General features: G+C 53.2%; 20 protein-coding genes and 6 tRNA genes. 12 read left to right on the top strand and 14 right to left on the bottom strand.

Features of this window, described 5'->3' with window-relative positions; all coding sequences use genetic code 11:
* Positions 1–16: 16 nt before the first annotated feature.
* The 7 genes from QRD42_RS10455 to QRD42_RS10425 all read right to left on the bottom strand — a co-directional run bounded on the left by QRD42_RS10455 (position 17) and on the right by QRD42_RS10425 (position 7,530).
* Positions 17–1,027, bottom strand: coding sequence for an SIS domain-containing protein (locus tag QRD42_RS10455; protein WP_321987059.1), 1,011 nt, complete (start codon positions 1,025–1,027; stop codon positions 17–19).
* A 21-nt stretch (positions 1,028–1,048) separates the two neighbouring features.
* Complete coding sequence (locus QRD42_RS10450; protein ID WP_321987058.1) at positions 1,049–2,113, bottom strand: SIS domain-containing protein; 1,065 nt, start codon at positions 2,111–2,113, stop codon at positions 1,049–1,051.
* 7 nt (positions 2,114–2,120) lie between these two features.
* Positions 2,121–2,969, bottom strand: a complete 849-nt coding sequence (locus QRD42_RS10445; RefSeq protein ID WP_321987057.1) for a PTS system mannose/fructose/sorbose family transporter subunit IID — start codon at positions 2,967–2,969, stop codon at positions 2,121–2,123.
* Positions 2,947–3,726: a PTS mannose/fructose/sorbose/N-acetylgalactosamine transporter subunit IIC gene (locus QRD42_RS10440; protein WP_321987056.1), complete on the bottom strand. Its 780-nt coding sequence runs from the start codon at positions 3,724–3,726 to the stop codon at positions 2,947–2,949. Before QRD42_RS10440 ends, QRD42_RS10445 begins: the two co-directional genes overlap by 23 nt.
* 17 nt (positions 3,727–3,743) lie before the next feature.
* Positions 3,744–4,214: a PTS sugar transporter subunit IIB gene (locus tag QRD42_RS10435; protein ID WP_321987055.1), complete on the bottom strand. Its 471-nt coding sequence runs from the start codon at positions 4,212–4,214 to the stop codon at positions 3,744–3,746.
* A gap of 14 nt (positions 4,215–4,228) precedes the next feature.
* The gene (locus QRD42_RS10430) at positions 4,229–4,651 is read right to left on the bottom strand and encodes a PTS sugar transporter subunit IIA (RefSeq protein ID WP_321987054.1); all 423 of its coding nucleotides are present in this window, start codon (positions 4,649–4,651) and stop codon (positions 4,229–4,231) included.
* A gap of 104 nt (positions 4,652–4,755) precedes the next feature.
* Positions 4,756–7,530: a sigma 54-interacting transcriptional regulator gene (locus tag QRD42_RS10425; protein WP_321987053.1), complete on the bottom strand. Its 2,775-nt coding sequence runs from the start codon at positions 7,528–7,530 to the stop codon at positions 4,756–4,758.
* Positions 7,531–8,047: 517 nt separating this feature from the next.
* Between QRD42_RS10425 and ypdK the strand changes: the two genes are divergently transcribed.
* The gene (gene ypdK, locus QRD42_RS10420) at positions 8,048–8,119 is read left to right on the top strand and encodes a membrane protein YpdK (protein ID WP_099458783.1); all 72 of its coding nucleotides are present in this window, start codon (positions 8,048–8,050) and stop codon (positions 8,117–8,119) included.
* Between the two features lie 45 nt (positions 8,120–8,164).
* Here the strand turns inward: ypdK and alaC are convergent, their stop codons facing one another.
* Positions 8,165–9,403: an alanine transaminase gene (gene alaC, locus QRD42_RS10415; protein WP_321987052.1), complete on the bottom strand. Its 1,239-nt coding sequence runs from the start codon at positions 9,401–9,403 to the stop codon at positions 8,165–8,167.
* A gap of 387 nt (positions 9,404–9,790) precedes the next feature.
* Here alaC and QRD42_RS10410 point away from each other — a divergent pair, with 387 nt between their 5' ends.
* Together QRD42_RS10410 and QRD42_RS10405 are read left to right on the top strand one after the other, a co-directional pair.
* A complete protein-coding gene (locus tag QRD42_RS10410) occupies positions 9,791–11,488 on the top strand; it encodes a sensor histidine kinase (protein WP_099458750.1) in 1,698 nt (565 codons plus the stop codon).
* A 14-nt stretch (positions 11,489–11,502) separates the two neighbouring features.
* The gene (locus QRD42_RS10405; RefSeq protein ID WP_072567690.1) at positions 11,503–12,234 is read left to right on the top strand and encodes a LytR/AlgR family response regulator transcription factor; all 732 of its coding nucleotides are present in this window, start codon (positions 11,503–11,505) and stop codon (positions 12,232–12,234) included.
* Positions 12,235–12,237: 3 nt separating this feature from the next.
* Here the strand turns inward: QRD42_RS10405 and glk are convergent, their stop codons facing one another.
* A complete protein-coding gene (gene glk / locus QRD42_RS10400; protein ID WP_072567689.1) occupies positions 12,238–13,203 on the bottom strand; it encodes a glucokinase in 966 nt (321 codons plus the stop codon).
* Positions 13,204–13,401: 198 nt separating this feature from the next.
* Here glk and mgrA point away from each other — a divergent pair, with 198 nt between their 5' ends.
* Positions 13,402–14,400, top strand: a complete 999-nt coding sequence (gene mgrA, locus QRD42_RS10395; protein ID WP_321987051.1) for an L-glyceraldehyde 3-phosphate reductase — start codon at positions 13,402–13,404, stop codon at positions 14,398–14,400.
* Positions 14,401–14,524: 124 nt separating this feature from the next.
* Positions 14,525–14,860 (top strand): DUF2502 domain-containing protein, encoded by a 336-nt coding sequence (gene ypeC, locus QRD42_RS10390; protein WP_072567687.1) that lies wholly within the window; start codon positions 14,525–14,527, stop codon positions 14,858–14,860.
* Positions 14,861–14,901: 41 nt separating this feature from the next.
* On the opposite strand, the gene QRD42_RS10385 is transcribed toward ypeC, so the two are convergent.
* Positions 14,902–16,140, bottom strand: coding sequence for an Nramp family divalent metal transporter (locus QRD42_RS10385; protein WP_321987050.1), 1,239 nt, complete (start codon positions 16,138–16,140; stop codon positions 14,902–14,904).
* 349 nt (positions 16,141–16,489) lie between these two features.
* Between QRD42_RS10385 and QRD42_RS10380 the strand changes: the two genes are divergently transcribed.
* The gene (locus QRD42_RS10380) at positions 16,490–17,677 is read left to right on the top strand and encodes a NupC/NupG family nucleoside CNT transporter (RefSeq protein WP_072567685.1); all 1,188 of its coding nucleotides are present in this window, start codon (positions 16,490–16,492) and stop codon (positions 17,675–17,677) included.
* A gap of 44 nt (positions 17,678–17,721) precedes the next feature.
* Here the strand turns inward: QRD42_RS10380 and QRD42_RS10375 are convergent, their stop codons facing one another.
* From QRD42_RS10375 to QRD42_RS10365, 3 genes are all read right to left on the bottom strand, one after another.
* The gene (locus QRD42_RS10375; RefSeq protein WP_321987049.1) at positions 17,722–19,905 is read right to left on the bottom strand and encodes a sensor domain-containing phosphodiesterase; all 2,184 of its coding nucleotides are present in this window, start codon (positions 19,903–19,905) and stop codon (positions 17,722–17,724) included.
* 221 nt (positions 19,906–20,126) lie between these two features.
* Positions 20,127–20,202, bottom strand: a tRNA-Ala gene (locus QRD42_RS10370).
* 40 nt (positions 20,203–20,242) lie between these two features.
* Positions 20,243–20,318: transfer RNA gene (locus QRD42_RS10365), tRNA-Ala, on the bottom strand.
* 217 nt (positions 20,319–20,535) lie between these two features.
* On the opposite strand from QRD42_RS10365, the gene QRD42_RS10360 reads away from it, so the two are divergent.
* On the top strand, positions 20,536–20,898 hold the full coding sequence (locus QRD42_RS10360) for a YfeC-like transcriptional regulator (RefSeq protein WP_072567683.1): 363 nt from the start codon (positions 20,536–20,538) through the stop codon (positions 20,896–20,898).
* 1 nt (position 20,899) lies between these two features.
* Positions 20,900–21,298 (top strand): YfeC-like transcriptional regulator, encoded by a 399-nt coding sequence (locus QRD42_RS10355; RefSeq protein WP_072567682.1) that lies wholly within the window; start codon positions 20,900–20,902, stop codon positions 21,296–21,298.
* Between the two features lie 50 nt (positions 21,299–21,348).
* Here the strand turns inward: QRD42_RS10355 and gltX are convergent, their stop codons facing one another.
* Positions 21,349–22,764, bottom strand: coding sequence for a glutamate--tRNA ligase (gene gltX, locus QRD42_RS10350; protein WP_321987048.1), 1,416 nt, complete (start codon positions 22,762–22,764; stop codon positions 21,349–21,351).
* Between the two features lie 257 nt (positions 22,765–23,021).
* On the opposite strand from gltX, the gene QRD42_RS10345 reads away from it, so the two are divergent.
* The 4 genes from QRD42_RS10345 to QRD42_RS10330 all read left to right on the top strand — a co-directional run bounded on the left by QRD42_RS10345 (position 23,022) and on the right by QRD42_RS10330 (position 23,405).
* Positions 23,022–23,097, top strand: a tRNA-Val gene (locus QRD42_RS10345).
* A gap of 45 nt (positions 23,098–23,142) precedes the next feature.
* Positions 23,143–23,218: transfer RNA gene (locus tag QRD42_RS10340), tRNA-Val, on the top strand.
* Between the two features lie 31 nt (positions 23,219–23,249).
* Positions 23,250–23,325, top strand: a tRNA-Val gene (locus QRD42_RS10335).
* A 4-nt stretch (positions 23,326–23,329) separates the two neighbouring features.
* Positions 23,330–23,405: transfer RNA gene (locus QRD42_RS10330), tRNA-Lys, on the top strand.
* Positions 23,406–23,455: the final 50 nt, after the last annotated feature.

Genomic DNA, 23,455 nt, shown 5'->3' with positions numbered 1-23,455 from the left:
ACCTTTGTCACTTTCATCAATATTCAAACTGCCGGTAATAGCGGCGAATATCCAGACTGTGTCCGGTGTAGTGCTCGAAGTGAGCGGCCAGCCGATCCACAAGCAGGGTCGAGGCCACGCAGGGGGCCATGATCCAGCGGAATTCATCGTCGATGCCGGTGAGGGTATACTCCTGCGGATCGATGACCACCAGGTTATCGGTAATTTTACGGGCAAAAGCCTCAATACGATCGTCAAGCGGTCGGCACTTCCCTTCCCCTTTCACCAGAAACAGCGGGACGTCTTTTTCCAGCAGCTCCAGCGTGCCGTGGAAAAACTCCGCTGAACTGACGGACTTGGTGCGTTTCCACTGCATCTCTTCGAGAATACACATTGAGAACAGATAGACTTCGCCCCACATCTCTGCGCCGCCGATCCACATCATGTAATCTGCGGTATGGTAACGACTGGCAATCTCATCGGCGCGGTCGTTAAACTGGCGTTTGGCCTGCAGCAGGTTTTCCGGCAACAACTCCAGCTGGCTGGCAAAACGGTCATAGCCGTCAAATTCGCCGTTAAGCGCCACCAGCCGGAAGAACAGCCAGTACAGCAGCATGTACTCATATTCCACGCCGTTTTTATGCTGCATCGGAATATGCCAGGTGGCCGCAGCGGCAAGCGGTGAATCGGCGTTTTTGGTGATGGCCACCACGCGGATGCCCTGCGCTTTACACCACTGCGCAATAGCGACCGATTCTTTGGTATCGCCCGATTTGGACAGCGTAATAACGACAGATTTTTTGGTGAGCTTTTTATTTCCCTTACAGAGTAATTCCGCCGCCTGTTCGGTATAAACCGGCAACGCGGTCACCTCTTTGGCAAATTCCTGCATTGCCATCATGGGTGCCAGCGAGCCCCCTACCGAGGCGAAAAAAATATTACTAAAACCCGCCTGATGAATATTTTCTGCAACCTGCTCAGCAATTTTGCGCGCAGCAATGATGTCACGAGCACTGGTCAGGTACTCGTCCTGATTAAAACCTAACATAGCTATTCTCCTGATAAGGAATTAAATTTTGCTTTTAAGCACCTTGTCGAAATCGTCGAAAATACGCACGCTTAAATCGATGCCTTTCGCCTTTGAAATATGAAAGGCGAGAAGCTGAAATGGCACAATTAATAACAACGGCGCGAAATGATGGTTTAAGGGATAATTCAGCGCCAGCGTATGGGGATCATTATTTTCTTCCGTCAGCGTGACGGTAAATACGGCATCCACGGCGGGCTGCATATAATCCCGGAGGGCGCGGGTACGCGTATGGACACTGTCCTCAATAAAAAACAGCGTATGACTGGCGCTGGCCTCCAGATACGGGCCGTGCATATAGGCTTCCAGTTCAAAACCACTGGACGGCAGGCGCACGGTTTCCGTGAACTTGGTTTCAAATTCTTTCGCCACGCCAGTCAGCGCGCCGTAGCCCGTCGCCACAAAGCGCGACGCCTGAATAAAGTGTGACCGGTGGCGGTCAAAGAAAGCGTTGGTTTTTTCAATGACGTCCGGGATCGCCTGCGCCGCGTCTTTGAGGCTCGCAAGGGTTGCCGCGCGTTCATCCTCTTCGATTTGCCTCCGGTGTTCAGCCACCAGCAGCGCGATAAGCAAAAGATTAAGCACAGTGGCGCTAAAGCCGCGCGTCACAAAACCGACGCTTTCAATGCCGGTATTAATATCGAGTATGCCGTCCGCCTGCACCGCAGCCGGACTCTGCGGACTCGAAGTCAGACAAAATACCGGAATATCTTCCGCCTGCACTTTTTTCATGGCATCCAGCGTCGAGGCGCTTTTCCCGCTCTGGGACACCGCAATAACTAAATCCGTTGCTGGATCAATGCGTTCATAATGGGTGAAATTATACGGCTCTTTAATATCTACCAGAATGCCGAAATGGGTTTCGAAATAATAGCGGGCACACAGCGCAGCATTCCATGATGATCCTGTTGCGAGGATCATGATCTTATTCACTGGCCGTGAAGCCAGCCAGGTCACTAATGGCGCAAGCTTCTCAGGATATTCCTGTATTATGCGCGTGAGCGCATCTGACTCCTGGTCTATATAATCCAGCATGGTTGACATCATTTTCTCCTCAGAATAACCCAATCCACGATCCCGCTATGCCGACCACGGCCATACCACCCAGAATGGCGAGCGGTTTAACCTTGCGGCCCAGCAGCCAGTAAACGATCCCGAAGCTCAGCAGCGGCAACAGCGCGGGCATAATGTCGTTGATGATGTCCTGCACATGGGTTTTCGCCTCGCCCGTGCCGAAGGTCACCGGAATGGTGATATTGATCATTGAGGCAGTCATCGCGCCCACCACCATCAGACCGATGATGGAAGCGCCGTAGGTGAGGCTTTCCATCATGCCGCTCTTCTGGATGCGTTGCAGCACGCCGGTACCCAGCACATAGCCCCAGCGGGTAAACAGGTAACGCGCCGCCAGATGGGGAACGTTAAATACCAGCAGAAAAAGGATTGGCCCGAGAATGCTGCCCTTGAGCGCCAGGCTGGTGCCGATACCGGTAGCGATAAGGCGTAACGTTCCCCAGAAGAATGAATCCCCGAGCCCGGCGAGCGGCCCCATTAGCGAGGCTTTTACGCTGTCGACGGACGCCGCGTCCATGCCCTTTGAACTGCTGTTTTTCTCCTCCATCGCGGCGGTAATGCCGAGGATCAGCGTGACGATATGCGGCGTGGTGTTAAAGAACACCAGATGCCGTTTGAGCGCGCCGGCCAGATCCTCTTTGCGGGGATAGAGCTTTTTCAGTACCGGGATCATGGCATAGACAAAGGCCAGGTTCATTTGCCGCTCATAGTTCCAGGAGAACTCCATCTGGAACGATCGCCAGAACACGCTGCGCAACTCTTTGCGGGTAATAATGTTTGTGGCGTCGTCGGCCACCTGAGTTTCCTCAGAAATCGTCTTCATCGTCATTCTGGACTCCTTGCGCCGCCGTCGGACGGGGGGAATTAAATTGCATCACGTTCACCATCACCACGGCCGTAATGGCCCCGAGAATGGCAATGCCGGTCACCGGGATCTTCAGATAGGCCATCAGCACAAATCCGAGGAAGAAATACGGGGCGACCTTTTTGTTGATCAGCAGGCGGGCCAGCATGGCGAAGCCCAGCGCCGGAATAATGCCGGTGGCAACGCTCAGCCCGTGTTTGATGAACTCCGGAATGGCATCCAGCAGGCTTTTTACCGCTCCGCTACCAACCATAAAGGAGACGCTCACCACGGTGGCCAGCATCAGCGAAAGACCAAATCCGGCGATCAGATGCATCCGCTCAATGCCGCGCGTATCAGCCCGATCGGCGTAGGCGTCTGCCTTCTGGTTAAGGGTGGGAATAAACAGCCCGAGATAGATATTTTTCAACACCAGCGTCAGCGTGGCGATAGGCAAACCGAGCAGCAACGCGGTTTCGGTGCCTGCGCCGGAGGTGATGGCAAAGGCCACGCCAAGGATCCCGCCGGTGACCACATCCGGTGGAATGGATGCCCCTACCGAGAACGAACCGATAAACGCCAGCTCCAGCGTTGCGCCCATTATGACGCCGGTTTGCACATCACCTAATACCAGCCCGGTCAGTAACCCGGTGACTATCGGGCGGGAAATTAAGGAGGTGCCTAAGGCATATTCCGACTGGGCAATAAAGGCCACCAGTCCGAGTAATAATGCTTCTAACATAGTGCGTCCCTCGTCATTCAAAGACAGTCAGTGAATAACAGTTTTCTGTCATCAGGCACCTGCCGGATTTCCACTTCCGTACCCGCTTTAACCAGTTCATTGAGCATTGTCACCTCCTCTGGCAGGACGTTTATTGCTTTTGAAATATTCTGGCTCCCTTCTTTGGCTTTAATACCGCCAAGATTAATACTTTTAATTTCCGGTACTGCGCAGGCCAGACGCCAGGCATCTTCGACGGATTCTACGACGATAAATAATTTATATTTATCGGTAACGCCGCTTTTAATAGCGGCAATCGCATCATCAATATTTTTCATAACCAGCTTAACAGCTGGCGGTTTAGCCAGCTTGATGGTGGTCTTGCGCAGTTCGTCATGCATAACCGCATCGTTGGCGATCAGAATGCAGTCCGCGCCAATATATTGTGTCCAGGAAAACGCCACCTGGCCGTGGAGTAAACGGTGGTCAACCCGCAGGAGTGTTATCATTTTTAGATCCTCGCTTAGAAATCTTTATCCGCCACCAGCGCAGCATCAAGAGTCTGATTACAGTACTGAATGCTTTGCCGGGCGTTAGTCAGGGAATCGGTAATAAGGGATGGCAGCGCCTCGTCCTGAGGGGCGATGAGCATTTCGATAATCAGCGGCAGGTTAAGCCCGGCAATGAGATGAAAACCGGGACGTTTAATAAAGCGGATAAATTCGTTGTTGACACTACCGGCGAAAATATCGGTGATCACCACCAGTTCATCTTCGGCGGGAAAAGCATTAATAAGTTGCTCAACCTGTTCGGTCAGGTCGTCCCCTTCGTTAATATAAGCACAGAGCGTATGGATATTATTTTGCCTGCCGAGGATAAGCTCGACCGAATTGAGAATGCCGTGAGCGAAAGTGCCATGGCTGGCAAAAATATAGTGTCGTTTCATCCTGACCTCGAAAATAAATTCCACCTGTTAATGCAGATATTGCAACCGCCGTGCCAGAAATAGTGGCACGGCGAACAGGTGAAAATGTCAGGGGCAGGAAAACGTCAAAACTCTTGATCGTACTGAAGAAATTCCGTTTGCAGATGCAGAAGATCGTGAATATAAAAAAGCTCCGCTTCAGGGATTTGGACACTATAGCTCGACTCAATGACACTAAAGGCTTCGCGCAACGCCGGAAGGTGTTGGCGTTGACACTGCGCACGGTGCCCGGCGTAGTTGTGGATCGCCGCCTGACGGATCAAACGTTCAATCAGGCAGCTCACATGGATATAAAGCGCGACTTTACGGTCGTTCGGCACAGCCATCGCCGTCAGATGCTGATAGCGCGTCAGAAATTGCTCGACCTGATTTATCACCTTGCTGGTATCAAGAATGGTTACCGATTCGATCACCCGGCGCAGAGAGAAATTTTTCACGATGCGTTCGTTAATCTGTATGACATCCGCGGGACTGATAAGCGCGCCGAACAGTGTCATCAGCGTTTCCTTACCCTGTCCGGAGATCAGCGTATCCAGTGAAATCCAGGGCACATCGGGAATTCCGGGATCGAGGGTGCCGACCAGCGCCAGCACGTCAAAGCGTGAAAAGATGGGCTCGCGCAGTTTGTTTTCTGCGAGAGTGTCGTACTCATACGCCACCACTTCTATGCCCAGCTCGTGCGGAATACTCGCTTTCAGCAGGCTGCATAAATTGCTGGCGGCGCCAATTCCCGTCGCGCAAGTGGTAATGATCGCCTTTGGCTTGTTCAGTTCCGGCCAGATGATTTTATGCTCCACCGGTACATCGGCGGCAATATCTGCGGCGATGGTTTCCAGATAATCGCCCTGTAAAATGCGCTCGCCCACGTACAACGCCATGCGCGTGGAGACGTTATTGATGATCACCACCGGCATCGTCACCTGACGGCTGAAGTAGTGGTGGATGTCATTGAGCGATCCCATATCCACCAGGATCACCAGACTGCTCGCCAGCGCGTTTCGCTCCACGTACTGCGTGACCTGTTGGGCGATGGCCTCCGGCGTGACGTCAAGCGGCATGTCAAAGGATTCATAGACGGTTTGTTTTAGTAGCCGGTTTGCCACGTTAGCAATGCTGCTGGCGGTGGCGTAACCGTGAGCGAGAATAACCGCTTTGGTGACCAGCTGACTGCTCTGCACGCCGGTTTTATTCAGCCACAGCAGTAACAAAATACGATCCATGGCCTGAATACGCAGATCCAGTCTGCGGGCCAGCGACGCCAGCACCTCTTCGCAAAACAGGTACAGCAACGGGTATTTCTGCTCTAAAAAGCGATCGAGCTGTTTGCACATTTCGACGTTCAGCCGCGACGGTTCACTGGTCGACCGATGAACCAGATAATGCCCGATGGCGTAGATGCCGTTGCCGTTGTACTGGATGTTGTAACTTTTTTCCAGCCGGTAAAACTCCTCCCTTACCTGGCTGGTCACCAGCATCAGCATCTGTGAACTGGTTTTGTCCTGGTTATCGAAGATCAGCCGATCGAACAGATTTTCGATTTCATGACCGATGCGCTGCTCGATGTCATCCCATGAATGCGGTGCCGTACGGTATTTTTCAAACAGCGTCAGTACGCTGAGCTGCGCATCGTGGATCAGCACCCGTCCGGCATTTTGCGTCTGGAGCAGCCACGGCAGAATGGTATTCTCATCCAGCCGTATTTCTTCGCCCTGCCCGGTTGTCGCCTCGCTGAGCGCGGGCAACTGCGCCATCACCGGCTCCGGTAAATCATGGATGGTCACATGCAGCGGCTGCCCGCCGCCCTGTCTGGCAAAAGCCGAGGCCACCACGTATTTGACGACGTTTTTTAGTTCGCCAACGTTGCCGCGAAAGACATAATGCGTCAGCACGGACAGCAGGCGCGGGCTGATACGCAACGCCAGCGCCACCTTTTTGCTCTCCCGCCAGAAGAATTGCAGGATCAGCGCTTCCTTCTCTTTTCGACTGCGGCTTTCCAGATCAGGCAGTACCACCTGAATGGGGATACGCCGAATAAAGGTGGTGAGGAAGGTACTGTGAATGTCTTCGGTAGTGGCGAAGATCAGCCGCACGGCAACACGAAGCCCGCTGGCGGTTTCTCCCAGCCGATAAATTTCCCCGCGATCGAGCCAGGTAAAGAGTTTCTCCTGCCCTTCCGCATGCAGCCGGTGCACTTCATCCAGAAACAGGATCCCGCCATCCGCGGCTTCAAAAGCCCCGGGTTTATCACTGGTCGCGCCGGTAAAAGCGCCTTTGACATAGCCGAACAGATTGGCGGCGAGCAGTTCAGGATTATTGGCATACTGGGCGCAGTTCAGGGTGACAAAGGGCGCGTCGGCATCGATCAGCCCCTGTGCGATGGCGTAATCGTGCATCAGGTTCGCCAGATAACTTTTGCCGGTGCCGCTGTCGCCTGTGATCAGCAACGGCAGGCCGCCATCCGGATAAAACAGCGCGGTCTTTAATTGTTCTATCGGCTTTTTCAGCGAACCTTCGTGACCGATCAGCAAGGAGAAGTGATCCTGTTGCACGCGCTCGCCGTCGTTTTCTGCCAGCAGTTCGTCGAGGCTGGCAAACTCTGTACGGGACAGCGGAAAAAATTGCTGCTCGAAGCTGGCCTTATGCAGAAAGTACACCGGACGGGTATTAATTTTTATCAGGACGCCCTGTGTCACCAGTTGATTGAGGTAGTGGCTGGCGGTATTGCGCTGTAACCCGAAGCGCTGCGCCAGATGACGGGCAGTGAAAATCTCACTGACGTCGTGCGGATCAAAGAAATCAGTCTGGTTGATTAAAAAGGTGAGTAAATCGTCTTTACGCATCGGACGTTCCTTTTACTGCGCTGAAAACCAGTTGCTATCATGCCGTGAAAGGTGGCGACACCGGGGAATGCATCAGGAAGGATTTTTGTTTTGTGGGCGATAGCACAAAAGGTGGTGTCACTTTTTTGTCACTTATGCCTTGCAGCACACTATCGTAAAGTCGTTAAAACCGAGACGTAGCTCACAATTTAACCTTATAAATCAAGCAGGAAAAAGGGAGTTTTCATTAAGGTAAAAAGCGTCGCTCAAGCTCAATTTATTACCTCAGGAAATTAAAGTGTCGCCGTTCCCCGACACAAGCTAAGTGACGGAAAGTATTTAAGAAAATGCCACTTGTTTCCCGGATTTATTAAGCGTACATTAGCGCCGTCTGGTGTGAATCACACCTGAATTCTGAGGTGCTGCCGCCACCCTAAACGAGATAATTCTCATTTTGATTCTGGCCTGGCGTCATCTCTCTATAATCAGTCCTGTCTTGTTCATGAATGCATACGATGTGTGTGCGGAGCGATGAAAAGTGAAATATTTCTTTATGGGCATTTCGGTAATGGTCATTGTATGGGCCGGTACTTTCGCCCTGATGATCTGAGCAACGTTCATACGAAAAACAGGAGCCGCTGGCTCCTGTTTTTGTTTATTCCGCGTCTTCGGTGAGCGGTCTGGCGGTGGTAGGGAGCAATCCATCAGCGCGGAACATGGCTTTGATGCCCCGCACGGCCTGACGGATACGATCGCGGTTCTCGATCAGCGCAAAGCGCACATGGGTATCGCCATAATCGCCGAAGCCGATCCCTGGTGACACGCACACCTTCGCCTCGTTCAGCAGTTTCTTGGCAAACTCCAGCGATCCCATCGCCGCGTACTGTTCAGGGATTTTCGCCCACACGTACATTGACGCTTTCGGCATTTCCACCATCCAGCCCGCTTCGTGCAGCCCTTTGACCAGCACATCGCGACGGCGTTTGTACTGGGCGGCAATGTCCTTCACGCACTGCTGATCGCCTTCCAGCGCGGCAATCGCGGCCACCTGCAGCGGGGTAAAGGTGCCGTAATCGTGGTAGCTTTTAATCCGCGCCAGCGCGCTAACCAGCTCCTGATTCCCCACCATAAAACCAATACGCCAGCCGGCCATATTGTAGCTTTTCGACAGGGTAAAGAATTCCACCGCCACATCGCGCGCGCCCGGCACCTCCATGATGGACGGCGCTTTCCAGCCGTCATAGACGATGTCGGCGTAAGCCAGATCGTGCACTACCAGCACATCATAACGCTTCGCCAGCGCCACCACTTTCTCGAAGAACTCCAGCTCAACGCACTGCGCCGTCGGGTTCGACGGGAAACCGAGGATCATCATCTTCGGCTTCGGATAGCTTTCACGAATGGCGCGCTCCAGTTCATTGAAGAAGTCCACGCCCTCCACCAGCGGCACAGAACGTACCTGCGCCCCGGCGATCACCGCGCCATAAATATGGATCGGGTAGCTGGGATTCGGCACCAGCACGGTATCGCCATGATCGAGCGTGGCCAGCATCAGGTGCGCCAGTCCCTCTTTCGAGCCGATGGTGACAATAGCTTCCGTTTCCGGATCGATATCCACCTGATAGCGCTCCTGATACCAGCGCGAAATGGCGCGGCGAAGGCGTGGAATACCACGTGATGTGGAATAGCCATGGGTATCCGGGCGTTGCGCCACGGTGCAGAGCTTTTCGACAATGTGCGGCGGCGTAGCGCCGTCAGGGTTGCCCATACTGAAATCAATAATATCTTCACCGCGGCGACGCGCGGCCATTTTCAGTTCAGCGGTAATGTTAAAAACATAAGGGGGAAGACGTTCGATGCGCGTAAAGCGACGTACTGGACTGGAGTCAGCCATAGATTCCTCGATGTAACGTTAGCGCCCGGACCGTCCGAGCGACGCTGCCACTGCGTGGCATGTTTAGAAAATAGCCTGAACAAATTCCCGCTGTCGAGGGGCAACGGAAAATAATTTATCAGCCACGAAAAAGCGGAAGGCATTTTTCGTCTGACCAGACAAGCTGCACGATATAAGCCACAAATAAAACAGCAAGTTAACATGATGATAAAAAGAGCATTACCCACCATTGACGTTTTTCACGGCGGGCCATTCGCTGACTGCCCGTCCGTCACAATCCCCTTTTGAAAACAGGGTTTTTCCTCTTAACCCTTTGCGGAAGTTAACTGGTCATCCGGCGTCAGATTTTTTATCATCTCTTTTCCACGCTATTCACACGAGTTTTCCGTGCACGAAATATTTAACATGCTGCTGGCGGTCTTTGATCGGGCGGCGTTAATGCTGATTTGTCTGTTCTTCCTGATCCGCATGCGCCTGTTTCGCGAACTGCTGCATAAAACCGCCCACTCGCCTAAAGAGCTGCTGGCCGTAACGGCCATCTTTTCCATGTTTGCGCTGTTCAGCACCTGGTCCGGCGTGCCGGTGGAGGGGTCGCTGGTCAACGTCCGTATTATTGCGGTGATGTCCGGCGGGATCCTGTTCGGCCCCTGGGTGGGGATTATTACCGGCATCATTGCAGGTATTCATCGCTATCTGATCGATATTGGCGGCGTGACGGCCATTCCCTGTTTTATCACCAGTATTATTGCCGGTTGTCTGGCGGGCTGGATCAACCTCAAAACGCCGAAAGCGCACCACTGGCGCATCGGCATTATCGCCGGGATGCTGTGCGAAACCCTGACCATGATCCTGGTGGTGCTCTGGGCGCCTACAACCGCGCTGGGGCTGGATATCGTGTCGAAAATCGGTATACCGATGATCCTCGGTACCGTATGTATCGGCTTTATTGTGCTGCTGGTGCAGAGTGTCGAAGGCGAGCAGGAAGCCAGCGCCGCACGGCAGGCCAAGCTAGCGCTGGATATTGCCAACAAAACGCTGCCGCTGTTCCGCCATGTGAATACGGAATCCCTGCGTCAGGTCTGCGATATTATCCGCCGCGATATTCATGCGGATGCCGTCGCCATTACCAATGTCGATCATGTGCTGGCCTACGTCGGTATCGGAGAAAACAACTACCGGGACAGCGATGACATTATCAGCCCCACCACCTTTGAAGCGATCAACTCCGGTAAAATCATCATTAAAAACAATGATGAAGCGCATCGCACGCCGGAAATCCACTCCATGCTGGTGATCCCGCTGTGGGAAAAAGGCGTGGTTACCGGCACGTTAAAAATCTACTACTGCCATGCGCATCAAATTACTTCGTCGTTGCAGGAGATGGCGATCGGCCTGTCGCAAATCATTTCCACGCAGCTGGAAGTATCCCGCGCCGAGCAGTTGCGGGAGATGGCCAATAAAGCGGAACTGCGTGCCCTGCAAAGCAAAATTAACCCGCATTTTCTGTTTAACGCCCTGAACGCTATTTCGTCCTCCATTCGCCTTAATCCCGATACCGCCCGGCAGCTGATTTACAATTTATCGCGCTACCTGCGCTATAACATTGAACTGAAAGACGATGAGCAAATTGATATTAAGAAAGAGCTGTATCAAATCAAGGATTACATCGCTATTGAGCAGGCGCGCTTCGGCGACAAACTGACGGTGATTTATGACATCGACGAGGAAGTAAACTGTGTGATCCCAAGCCTGCTGATCCAGCCGCTGGTGGAAAACGCCATCGTGCACGGCATTCAGCCCTGTAAAGGAAAAGGCGTGGTCACCATCAGCGTGGCAGAGTGCGGTAACAGGGTGCGTATCGCCGTGCGCGATACTGGCAACGGTATCGATCCGCAGGTCATTGAGCGGGTCGAGGCCAATGAGATGCCCGGCAATAAAATCGGCTTACTCAATGTGCATCACCGCGTAAAACTGCTGTACGGCGAAGGGCTGCATATTCGCCGCCTGGAGCCGGGAACGGAAATCGCCTTCTACGTGCCGCACGACCGCGCGCCCCTGCCCGCGCCGGTCACGCTGTTGCAATAATCAGGAGAGTCACCATGAAAGTCATCATTGTTGAAGATGAGATCCTGGCGCAGCAGGAGCTGAGCTGGCTCATCAAAGAACACAGCCAGATGGAGATCGTCGGCACCTTTGACGACGGCCTGGACGTGCTGAAGTTTTTGCAGCACAACAAAGTGGACGCGCTGTTTCTGGATATTAATATCCCGTCGCTGGACGGCGTTTTACTGGCGCAGAATATCAGCCAGTTTGCCCATAAACCCTTTATCGTATTTATTACCGCGTGGAAAGAACATGCAGTTGAAGCCTTCGAGCTGGAAGCTTTTGACTATATTCTGAAACCTTATCAGGAATCACGCATCATCAATATGCTGCAAAAGCTGGAGACTGCATGGCAGCAGCAGACTGGCGCAGGTTCCGGCAGCCCGGCGGTGCGTGAAAACGATACCATCAATCTGATTAAAGATGAGCGCATCATCGTTACCAGTATTCACGATATTTACTATGCGGAAGCGCATGAGAAGATGACGTTCGTGTATACCCGGCGCGATGAATTTGTGATGCCAATGAACATCACGGAGTTTTGCAGCAAACTACCGGCAGCGCATTTCTTTCGCTGTCACCGTTCATACTGCGTAAATCTGGACAAGATCCGTGAAATCGAACCCTGGTTTAACAACACCTATATTCTGCGACTGCGGGATCTTGATTTTCAGGTCCCGGTCAGCCGCAGCAAGGTCAAAGAGTTCAGGCAGTTAATGCACCTGTAACCCTTACAGGTAATAGCCCAGCGTCTGACGTAAATGCGCGCCCGCGCCAAGCAGGCCCGGGTTGTCGTGCACGATCAGGTAGACCGGAATATCCTGCACGTAGGATTTGAAGCGGCCTTTGTCTTCAAAACCGCCACGAAAACCGGAGGCGGTAAAGAAGTCGAGGAAGCGCGGCACAATGCCCCCGGCGATATAYACGCCGCCGAAGGTGCCCAGCGTCAGCGCCAGGTTACCGCCGAAACGTCCCATGATCACGCAGAACAGCGAAAGTGCGCGGCGGCAGTCGATGCAGCTGTCTTCCAGCGCGCGCTCGGTAATATCTTTCGGCTGCAGGTTTTCCGGCAGACGTCCGTCGGATTTCACAATCGCGCGGTACAGATTCACCAGCCCCGGACCAGAGAGCACGCGCTCAGCCGAAACGTGGCCGATTTCACTGCGCAGCTCTTCAAGGATAATCCCCTCTTCTTCGCTGTTCGGCGCAAAATCCACGTGACCGCCTTCGCCCGGCAGACTGACCCAGCGCTTATCGACGTGCACCAGGTGCGCTACGCCAAGGCCAGTGCCCGCGCCATACACGGCAATCGGTTTGCCTTCCACCGGCTCGCCGCCGCCGAACTGCGTCAGATGCTCATTTTTGAGCATCGGGATCGCCATGGATACGGCGGTAAAATCGTTAATAATTTCCAGATGCGCAAAGCCGAGATTTTTCTTCATTTCCGCGATGGAGAATTCCCAGGTGTGGTTGGTCATCGCCACCCAATCACCGGTGATCGGGCAGGCAATGGCGATGCAGCCATCCTCAACCTCTGCGCCCGTCTCGTCCAGATAGACGCGGACCACGGCTTCCAGCGTGGGATAATCCAGCCCGGAATAGGTTTTGGCGCGGGAAATCTCGCCGCTGTCGACATTACACAACGCCAGGCGTGCGTTAGTGCCGCCCACGTCACCTACTAATGCATACTTTGTCATTCTTTTTACTGCTCCGCTGAAGTCAGAAAAATTCTTTGGCACACTGTAAATTCAAGGCGCTTTAACAACAATGACCATAGCACGAGTGCCTGTATATTATTGAGCTTCATCACAGAATAACTTTACCGTTTCAGCAAAGTCTCAAAGCTGGTGTAAACGTATACACTGATGTTACGTCTGCCAATTGAGGATTATTGCATGGTTTATCAGGCCGATCCTGAGCGCTATAAAAAGATGGAGTTCCGCCGCTGTGGCGAGAGCGGTTTAAAGCTACCGGCGGTGTCGCTGGGGCTGTGGCATAACTTCGGAGACGCCACCCTGGTAGAAACCAGCCGCCAGCTGCTGCGCCGGGCTTTTGATCTCGGCATCACTCATTTCGATCTCGCCAACAACTACGGGCCGCCGCCGGGCTCCGCTGAGCGGCACTTTGGCCGTATCCTGCAGGAAGATTTTAGCCCGTGGCGCGATGAGCTGATCATCTCCACGAAGGCAGGCTACACCATGTGGGAGGGTCCTTACGGCGACTGGGGGTCGCGTAAATATCTTATCGCCAGCCTCGATCAGAGCCTGAAACGCATGGGCCTTGAGTATGTGGACATCTTCTATCACCATCGCCCGGATCCGGAAACGCCGCTGAAAGAGACCATGCGCGCGCTGGATCACATCGTACGCCAGGGCAAGGCGCTGTACGTGGGTCTGTCGAATTACCCGGCGGATATGGCGCGGCAGGCAATTGATATTCTTAACGATCTCGGCACGCCCTGCCTGATCCATCAGCCAAAATATTCGATGTTTGAGCGCTGGGTGGAAGACGAATTGCTGGATGTGCTGGCGGAGAAAGGCGTCGGCAGCATTGCTTTCTCGCCGCTGGCGGGTGGACAGCTGACCGACCGCTATTTACAGGGCATTCCTGCGGATTCCCGCGCTGCCAGCGGTAGCCGTTTCCTCAACCCCGATCAGCTTACCGAGGAAAAACTGCACAAGGTACGTCAGTTAAACGATCTGGCGCAGCAACGCGGCCAGAAGCTGTCGCAGATGGCGCTGGCCTGGGTGCTGCGTGACGATAAAGTAACGTCCGTACTGATCGGCGCAAGTAAAGTGGCGCAGATCGACGATGCGGTCGGCATGCTGGCGAATCGCCACTTCAGCGCGGATGAATGTACCGCCATCGACCAGATATTGAACAGCCCGGAATAACAGCACTTTTAGCAAATAATGCTGCCCTTCATGATTTAAGAGTTAAACCAATGCACCGGGGCTTTACAGCCCCGTAATATTGCATTAACAGGCCGTTTCGGCCCCGATCGTGAAGGAGATAAGTATGTTCAGGTCACTGATACTGGCAGCTGTTTTAATGGCTTCTGCCCCGCTGGTGGCAAATGCCGGCGAAATCACCCTGCTGCCCTCAATAAAATTACAAATTGGCGATCGTGATAATTACGGTAACTACTGGGACGGCGGCCGCTGGCGCGACCGTGATTACTGGCATCATCACTATCAATGGCGTGAAAACCGCTGGCGTCCACACGATCGCGGCTATCACCGCGGCTGGGACAAACGTAAAGCCTACGAGCGCGGCTATCGGGAAGGCTGGCGCGACCGCGATGACCACGGTGGACGCGGTCGTCACGGGCATGGTCATGGCCATCATCATTAATACAAAAAAAGCCCGGCATTGCCGGGCTTTTTAATAACGAATTAAAGACCTATTACTGTTCCCACCAGCAGCCACATATTCAGCACCACCACCAGCAACACGATCAGCCAGCCAATGCGTTTTACCAGCGGCGTGTTGACCAGCTCGCCCATCAGTTTGCTGTCGCTGGTAAAGACCAGCAGCGGCACCAGCGCCAGCGCAATACCGAAGCTTAACAACACCTGGCTCATCACCAGAATGCGCGTCGGATCCAGCCCCATCAAAATCACAATAAACGACGGCAGCATAGTCACGGTACGGCGCACCCATAACGGAATATGGAAGCGGATAAAGCCCTGCATCACTACCTGTCCCGCCAGCGTGCCGACGACGGTGGATGACAGCCCTGCCGCCACAAGGCTAAGGCCAAAAATGGTGGCCGCCGCGTGGCTCAGAAGCGGCTCCAGCGTCAGATAGGCTTCATCGAGATCGGCCACGCCGGTGTGGCCGCTGAAATGGAACGCTGCCGCCGCGGTCGCCATCATCGCCAGATTAACAAAACCGGCGATGGTCATGGCGATCGCCACATCCCATTTGGTGGCCGAATAGCGCTCTTTGCGCGATCCGCCATGCAGATGCTGCGTCAGCGAGGAGTGCAAATAGATCACGTGCGGCATAATGGTCGCGCCCAGCACGCCCGCCGCGAGAAACACAGCCTCGGTAGTCGGCAGACTGGGGATCAGCATCCCTTTACCTAACGCCGCCAGTTTTGGTTGCGAGAAAAACAGCTCGACGATATAGGCCGCCGCCACAAACAGCAGCAGGCCGCCGATCACTTTTTCCAGCGGTTTTTGGCCGCGTTTTTGCAGCATCAGGATCAGAAAAGTGGCGATGCCCGTCAGCACCGCGCCCTGCAGCAGCGATACGCCGAGCAGTAATTTAAAGCCGATGGCCGCGCCGATAAATTCCGCCAGATCCGTCGCCATAGCGATGATCTCCGCCTGCACCCAGTAAAACCACACCAGCGGGCGCGGATAGTGGTCGCGGATCTGTTCGGCCAGGTTTTTACCGGTGGCAATGCCCAGTTTGGCAGACAGGATCTGAATGAGCATCGCCATCAGGTTCGCCCAGACCACTACCCACAGCAACTGGTAGCCAAAACTGGCTCCCGCCTGAATATTGGTGGCAAAGTTGCCCGGATCGATATAACCGATAGCGGCAACGAACGCAGGTCCCATTAATGCGAACCTAAGCTTGCGCGCCGCACGACCACTGTTACTCTCAACGCGACTGTCGTTCATTCATGCCCCTGATATAGCCTTTGCTATGTTTCATGCTAACAAAATGAGAATGATTATCAAGATCACCTGATTTGGTTAAACTGATTGTTCTGATAGCCCGGAACGATAGCCGGAAGGAATGTGCAGGTGGAAAGGCGCTCTTAACATTTGCCTCATCAATTTGTTAAAAGCTTAGCAGCAATAATAGCCTTTTCTCATCTTTACGTAACATAACAGAAATGTATGTTTGATCACTATTTTTGAGATTCGTCACAGGTAGTTACTATAGTGTGTTTTTGATCTCGTTTTCTTTACGCTTGTTGCATAGAATGTGCACGGAAATTAAACCTGCCTCATATTTGGAGCAAATATGTCCCGCGTTCTTCACTTTGTTCTGGCGCTTGCCGTTGTGGCCTTGCTTGCCTTGTTGTTAAGCAGCGACCGCAAAAAAATTCGCATTCGCTTTGTTATTCAACTTCTTGTTATTGAAGTTTTACTGGCCTGGTTCTTCCTGAACTCCGATGTCGGTCTGGGCTTTGTAAGAGGCTTCTCCGAAATGTTTGAAAAACTGCTCGGATTCGCCAATGAAGGGACAAACTTCGTCTTCGGCAAAATGAATGATGAAGGCCTGGCATTCTTCTTCCTGAAAGTGCTGTGCCCTATCGTCTTCATTTCTGCGCTGATCGGTATCCTGCAACACATTCGTGTGCTGCCGATTGTGATCCGTGCCATTGGTACCGTGCTGTCAAAAGTCAACGGTATGGGCAAACTGGAATCCTTTAACGCCGTCAGCTCGCTGATCCTGGGGCAGTCAGAAAACTTCATCGCCTACAAAGACATCCTCGGCAATATGTCCCGTAACCGCATGTACACCATGGCGGCCACGGCGATGTCTACCGTGTCCATGTCCATCGTGGGCGCGTATATGACCATGCTGCAGCCGAAATACGTTGTCGCCGCGCTGGTTCTGAACATGTTCAGCACCTTTATCGTGCTGTCGCTTATCAACCCGTACCGTGTTGATGAGAGCGAAGAGAATCTGCAAATGGCCAATCTGCACGAAGGCCAGAGCTTCTTTGAAATGCTGGGTGAGTACATTCTGGCGGGCTTCAAAGTGGCGATTATCGTGGCGGCGATGCTGATTGGTTTTATCGCGCTGATCTCTGCGCTGAACGCCCTGTTTGCGACCGTGTTTGGTATCTCTTTCCAGGGTATTCTGGGCTACATCTTCTACCCGGTCGCCTGGGTGATGGGTGTGCCGTCTCATGAAGCCCTGCAGGTGGGCAGTATTATGGCCACCAAGCTGGTATCTAACGAATTCGTGGCGATGATGGATCTGCAAAAAATTGCCGGCACCCTCTCCCCGCGCGCAGAAGGCATTCTGTCTGTGTTCCTCGTTTCCTTCGCAAACTTCTCGTCCATCGGTATCATTGCCGGTGCGATTAAAGGTCTGAATGAAGAACAGGGTAACGTAGTCTCTCGCTTTGGCCTGAAACTGGTCTACGGCTCGACGCTGGTGAGCATCCTGTCTGCATCAATCGCCGCGCTGGTACTGTAATTCTGCGGTGTTAATAAAAACCGGGCTTGTCCCGGTTTTTTTATTTAGTCGCCTAAAGGCTGCGGTTTACCCAGTAAATATCCCTGCAAATATTCCACGCCCAGCTCCAGCAGCAGCTCACGCTGCGCCTGCGTTTCCACAAATTCTGCCACCACCGTCAGCGATTTCGCTTTCGCCAGCGTGCAAATCGCCTGCACGATCATCGCATCTAACGGGTCACGCTCGATGTCTTTTACGAAGGTGCCGTCAATTTTAATAATATCCGCATGCAGACGTTTTAAGCGCTCAAAATTGGCATAGCCGGTTCCAAAATCATCAATGGCGATTTTAAAGCCGAAATCACGCAGTTGCTGAATGTTATGCAAAGTGGCTTCGGCATGGGAAAAGGCCTGCTCTTCAGTGATCTCGATAATCACGCACTGTGGCGACACGCCGTAACGCGTAAAGAGCGCGATAAGTTCTGTCGCCGACGCCTTTTGCATCAGCGTCATGGGCATCAGGTTGACGGAAAAACGCGCCCCGTCGCAGGGGACCGGATGCGCCCGTAGCCAGCGCAACAGGGTTTCGACCACCAGCATGTCAAAGCGCGGACTGAGATTAAAACGGCTGATCACCGGGATAAAACGATCCGGGGTAACGATTTCGCCGTCGCATTGCAGACGGGTTAAAATCTCGTGGTAGCCGCTGCCATCCGCCCTCCGGACCGGCTGGGCGTAGAGCACCAGTCCCCCCTCTTCCAGCGCGCGCTTTACGCTGTTCAACATCAGCACCTGCCCGGTAGTCTGGTCGGTGACTCTGTCGATACTTTGCGTCAGCGCCAGTACGCGCTGTGTCGTGCTGGCCTGACCGGAAAGCCAGCTAAGCTGTCCCAGCGTATGGTGCAGGTTTTCGCCCGCACCTTCGATAACGCCCCAGGACGCGCCAAATTCAATCTCAATCGGCGTGTTGTGCCAGAAGATTTTCCGGCTGTTGAGATAATCCACCATATGCTGCAAACGCGCTTCTGGCTCCTGCCCATCCAGCACCAGTAATAACTCGCTTCCCGGCAGGCGGAACAGCTTCTCATGCGCCAGCATCAGCGGTTGCAGGTCGCGGGCAATGCTGCGCTTACAGTGCACGCGCATCATCATGCCGTAGTGACGGCTTAAAAATTCCAGGTTTTGCAAATGCAGACAGCACACGACCACGTGGGGATGCTGTTCCAGATGCTGCTCCAGGGCGCGCAGATTGGGCAGGCCGGTCAGCGGATCGGTAAGCGCCTGGGATTTCCATACCCGCCTGAGCCACTCGCTACGGTGATAAATATGCGCCGTATAGAGAATGCAGATCGTCACCGCGATGAGCACCGACAGCACAAAAGCCAGCGAATAGTCCGTGCCGACGCCATGCAGAAAATTGCGATTGTAGGCCACCAGGAACCACGCGGCGATCCCCCAGCTTAACGCGATCAGCGGCGGCGTGAATTCCCGCACGGCGACCATAAACAGGATGAATACGATTGGCACCAGGTAACCGGCGATGTATTTCGCTTCGATGGGACTACAAAGAACAATCAGAATAAAACTTAAAGCCAACAACCAGCTAACAGTAAAAATACGTTTACGCAAAGAAAAAATCGGAATAATACTGCGACGCCAGAAAGTACGGGCATAGTGCGGGTTCACCAGCATGCGTAGCGGATAATAAAACAAGGGGGTGAAAATTAGCACGGCGCAGATAAGACTTTGCAAATCAATAATATTATAAATAACCGACGTGGGATCCGAAAAGCTGGAAAGGGAAACCGGATAATCGAACCATTCATTCGCTAAATACATTGAGAGTTTAATACCGGCGGGCGCGAAAAATCCTAACCAGAATATCCGGACACCCATGTATTTATCGGGAAAGGCGTAACGCCAGCGGCTGCCCAGCCGCCAGCGCACCAGGGCGCAGGCCAGCAGTACCGGCGCGATCTGACAAAAGAGCAGTAACACGGCCTCACGTAAGGAGAGATCCATCAGCCAGTGATTTATTAACGCGAAGGCCACGACGATCGGCAATATACTGCGTCGACCAAAGAGCAGAATAATGGACAGCATCGCGCTCAAGGGTAACCAGGCCAGAAAAGCATCCCCCGCCTGGACCAGCGCTGTTGGTGAAAGAATTCGGGAAGTTGTAACGGCTGCGAGACAAATAATGAATGCAAGTATAAATAGTGTTGCGTGTTTATAAATATTAATTTTCATTATGTTTACTGATTTAATCTCACCAACCGCGTTAATCCCAGCCGGAATAATAAGTTCATTCTCAATATCAGGCAAGTTAAGCGCGGGATATTAGCGCGGCAATACAATAAACAGAGGTTTGCAGGAATTATCCAGGATAAACAGAAGAAAACTGACATAACAGGACGCGGTATTTGCAACAGACATAAAAAAACCCCCGCCACAGGCGAGGGTTCAAATTTTGGTGGAGCTAAGCGGGATCGAACCGCTGACCTCTTGCATGCCATGCAAGCGCTCTCCCAGCTGAGCTATAGCCCCACAATGTTGTTTACGCACCAAATCTGTTGGGATCAGAATTTGGTGGAGCTAAGCGGGATCGAACCGCTGACCTCTTGCATGCCATGCAAGCGCTCTCCCAGCTGAGCTATAGCCCCAATGCGTAAAGCGTGTCGTGTTGACGGGCGGCATAATATGAATTCCGCCGCGAGGTGTCAACGGCAAAATCAGAAAGCGCCGCTCAATCGCTGAAAAAGCAGTCAAATGAATGACATTGCGAGCCTGCTCGCAGACGTTAGTTAAACCCGTCACACTTTCCTGTTAAAGGGTGCTATAAGATGAACCACTAACCCCCACATCTCGTCAGGAAATTGCATGATCAAGGAACGGATGACGCCGGATGAGCTCGCCAGGCTCACGGGATACAGTCGCCAGACCATCAATAAATGGGTGCGTAAAGAAGGCTGGGTTACCTCGCCAAAACCAGGCGTTCAGGGTGGAAAAGCCCGTCTGGTGCATATCAATGAGCAGGTGCGCGAATTTATACGCAATGCGCGCCGCGCGATCGATGACAGTACCGGTGACGAGGCGTACGGCCTTGAGCCCTCGCTGGAAGCGCTTTTAATGACGCTGGCGAAGGAAATGACCCCGGCAGAACAAAAACAGCTGACTTCCTTGCTGCTACGCGAGGGCATCAGCGGCTTATTACAACGGCTCGGTCTGCGCGACCAGAACTAACATGATGAAAATACCTGATAGATTAACCACTGAAGAGCTGGCTGATTATGTTGGCATGACAAAACAGACGGTGAATCGCTGGATCCGCAGATACGGCTGGCACACCGAAAAGATCCCCGGCGTAAAAGGTGGACGAGGAAGGCAGATCCTTATCGATAATAAGGTGCGGGCTTTTATTATGAAGCTGCCAAAATTTCGTCATCTTGCAGCTGGTCGTTTACTGGCTGAAGCCCCTGCCCCTTATGGCAATATATCGCCAGCACTGCGTCAGATCGTCAGCGTTTTACAAACAATGACGTCTTCCGAAGAAACGCAACTGGATCGTCTGTTGAAGAGGGAAGGATTGCAGTACATGCTGAGCCGCCTCGACATCCATGACAGGGACGCCGCAGGCAAATAAAAAAACGGCAGGATAAACCTGCCGTTCGTTTTTATGCTGACCTGAAAGAATTACTGCTGGCTTTCGCGTGCGGCAATATATTCCAGCGCTTTATTGATACGCTCAACGCTGCGGGTTTTACCGATGGCATGCACGGTAACGTCCAGCGCCGGAGACTGGCCTGCGCCCGTCACCGCCACACGCAGCGGCATCCCCACTTTGCCCATCCCCACTTCCAGCTCGTCTGCAGTAGCCTGAATAGCGTGATGCACATTTTCCGCCGTCCAGTCGGTAATGGCCGCCAGCTTGTCGCGCACCACTTCCAGCGGTTGACGTGCTACCGGACGCAGGTGTTTTTTCGCCGCATCCGCATCCAGCTCATCGAAGTCCTGGTAGAAGTAGTGGCAGCTCTCCGCCATCTCTTTCAGGGTTTTGCAACGCTCGCCCAGCAGTTTCACCAGATCCGCCAGCTGCGGGCCGTTACGGGTGTCGATGTTCTGCTGCTCGATATGCCATTGCAGATGGGTGGCAACGTATTCCGGCGGCAGGGTGTTGATGTAATGGTGGTTCAGCCACTGCAGTTTTTCGGTGTTGAACGCACTGGCAGATTTGCTGACCGCGCCGAGTGAAAACAGCTTGATCATCTCTTCACGGGAGAAAATTTCCTGATCGCCGCTGGACCAGCCGAGGCGCACCAGATAGTTGAGCAGCGCTTCCGGCAGATAGCCGTCATCGCGATACTGCATGACGCTGACCGCGCCGTGACGTTTGGACAGTTTTTTGCCATCGTCGCCGTTGATCATCGATACGTGCGCATACACCGGCACCGGCGCATTCAGCGCTTTAAGGATGTTAATCTGGCGCGGGGTGTTATTGATATGGTCTTCGCCGCGGATCACGTGGGTGATCTCCATATCCCAGTCGTCCACCACCACACAGAAGTTATAGGTCGGGGAACCGTCGGTACGGCGGATAATCAGATCGTCCAGCTCCTGGTTGCTGAATTCAATCGGGCCGCGGATCTGATCGTCAAAAATCACCGAACCTTCCTGCGGGTTGGCAAAACGCACAACGCAGGGTTCGTCGTCAGCGTGATGCTCATGACCGTGACGGCAGCGGCCGTCGTAGCGCGGCTTTTCGCCCTTCGCCATCTGTTCTTCACGCAGCGCGTCCAGGCGCTCTTTAGAGCAGTAGCATTTATACGCCGTGCCAACTTTCAACATGTCGTCGATCACCGCGTTGTAGCGATCAAAACGTTTAGTCTGGAAATACGGGCCTTCATCCCACTCCAGGCTCAGCCAGTTCATGCCGTCCATGATGGCTTCGATAGCCTCCGGCGTAGAGCGCTCAAGATCGGTGTCTTCAATACGCAGCACAAACTCACCGTCGTGATGACGTGCAAAAAGCCAGGAATAGAGCGCGGTACGCGCACCACCAACATGCAGATAGCCAGTGGGGCTTGGCGCGAAGCGAGTTTTAATTTTCATGAATTGGCCTTACGTTGATAAAGATGCCGATAACCGGCAAGTCCTGGAAAATCGAGTGGGCAATATTCTATCACTCCAGGCTGATTCCTCAATGTTGTTACCGCCATGGGCGTGGCAAATCCGTTTTTTGTTGAGAAATCATGCGCGAATGCAGGCTTTGTCGCCACGTTGTTTAATTTTACGACGAACAAACAAAATCTTTAGAAAAGGCGTTGACTCATTTTCAACTCTCCCTATAATGCGACTCCACACAGCGGGGGTGATTAGCTCAGTTGGTAGAGCATCTCCTTTACACGGAGGGGGTCGGCGGTTCGAGCCCGTCATCACCCACCATCTACTTAAAGGTAGACCCGCAGTGCAGATAAGACTTGAGACGTGGGGTGATTAGCTCAGTTGGTAGAGCATCTCCTTTACACGGAGGGGGTCGGCGGTTCGAGCCCGTCATCACCCACCATATCTCACCTTATCAACAGCAGTACCGAAATGGGTGATTAGCTCAGTTGGTAGAGCATCTCCTTTACACGGAGGGGGTCGGCGGTTCGAGCCCGTCATCACCCACCATTTCGGGTCGTTAGCTCAGTTGGTAGAGCAGTTGACTTTTAATCAATTGGTCGCAGGTTCGAATCCTGCACGACCCACCAATGTGGAAAGGCGCCCTAAAGGCGCCTTTTTGCTATGCGYGAAATGCAGG

Source organism: Enterobacter sp. PGRG2 (assembly GCF_030291195.1).
Taxonomy (GTDB): Bacteria; Pseudomonadota; Gammaproteobacteria; order Enterobacterales; family Enterobacteriaceae; genus Enterobacter_D.
Note: the sequence above shows the minus strand (reverse complement) of the source record. Positions and strands in the feature narration are given on the sequence as shown.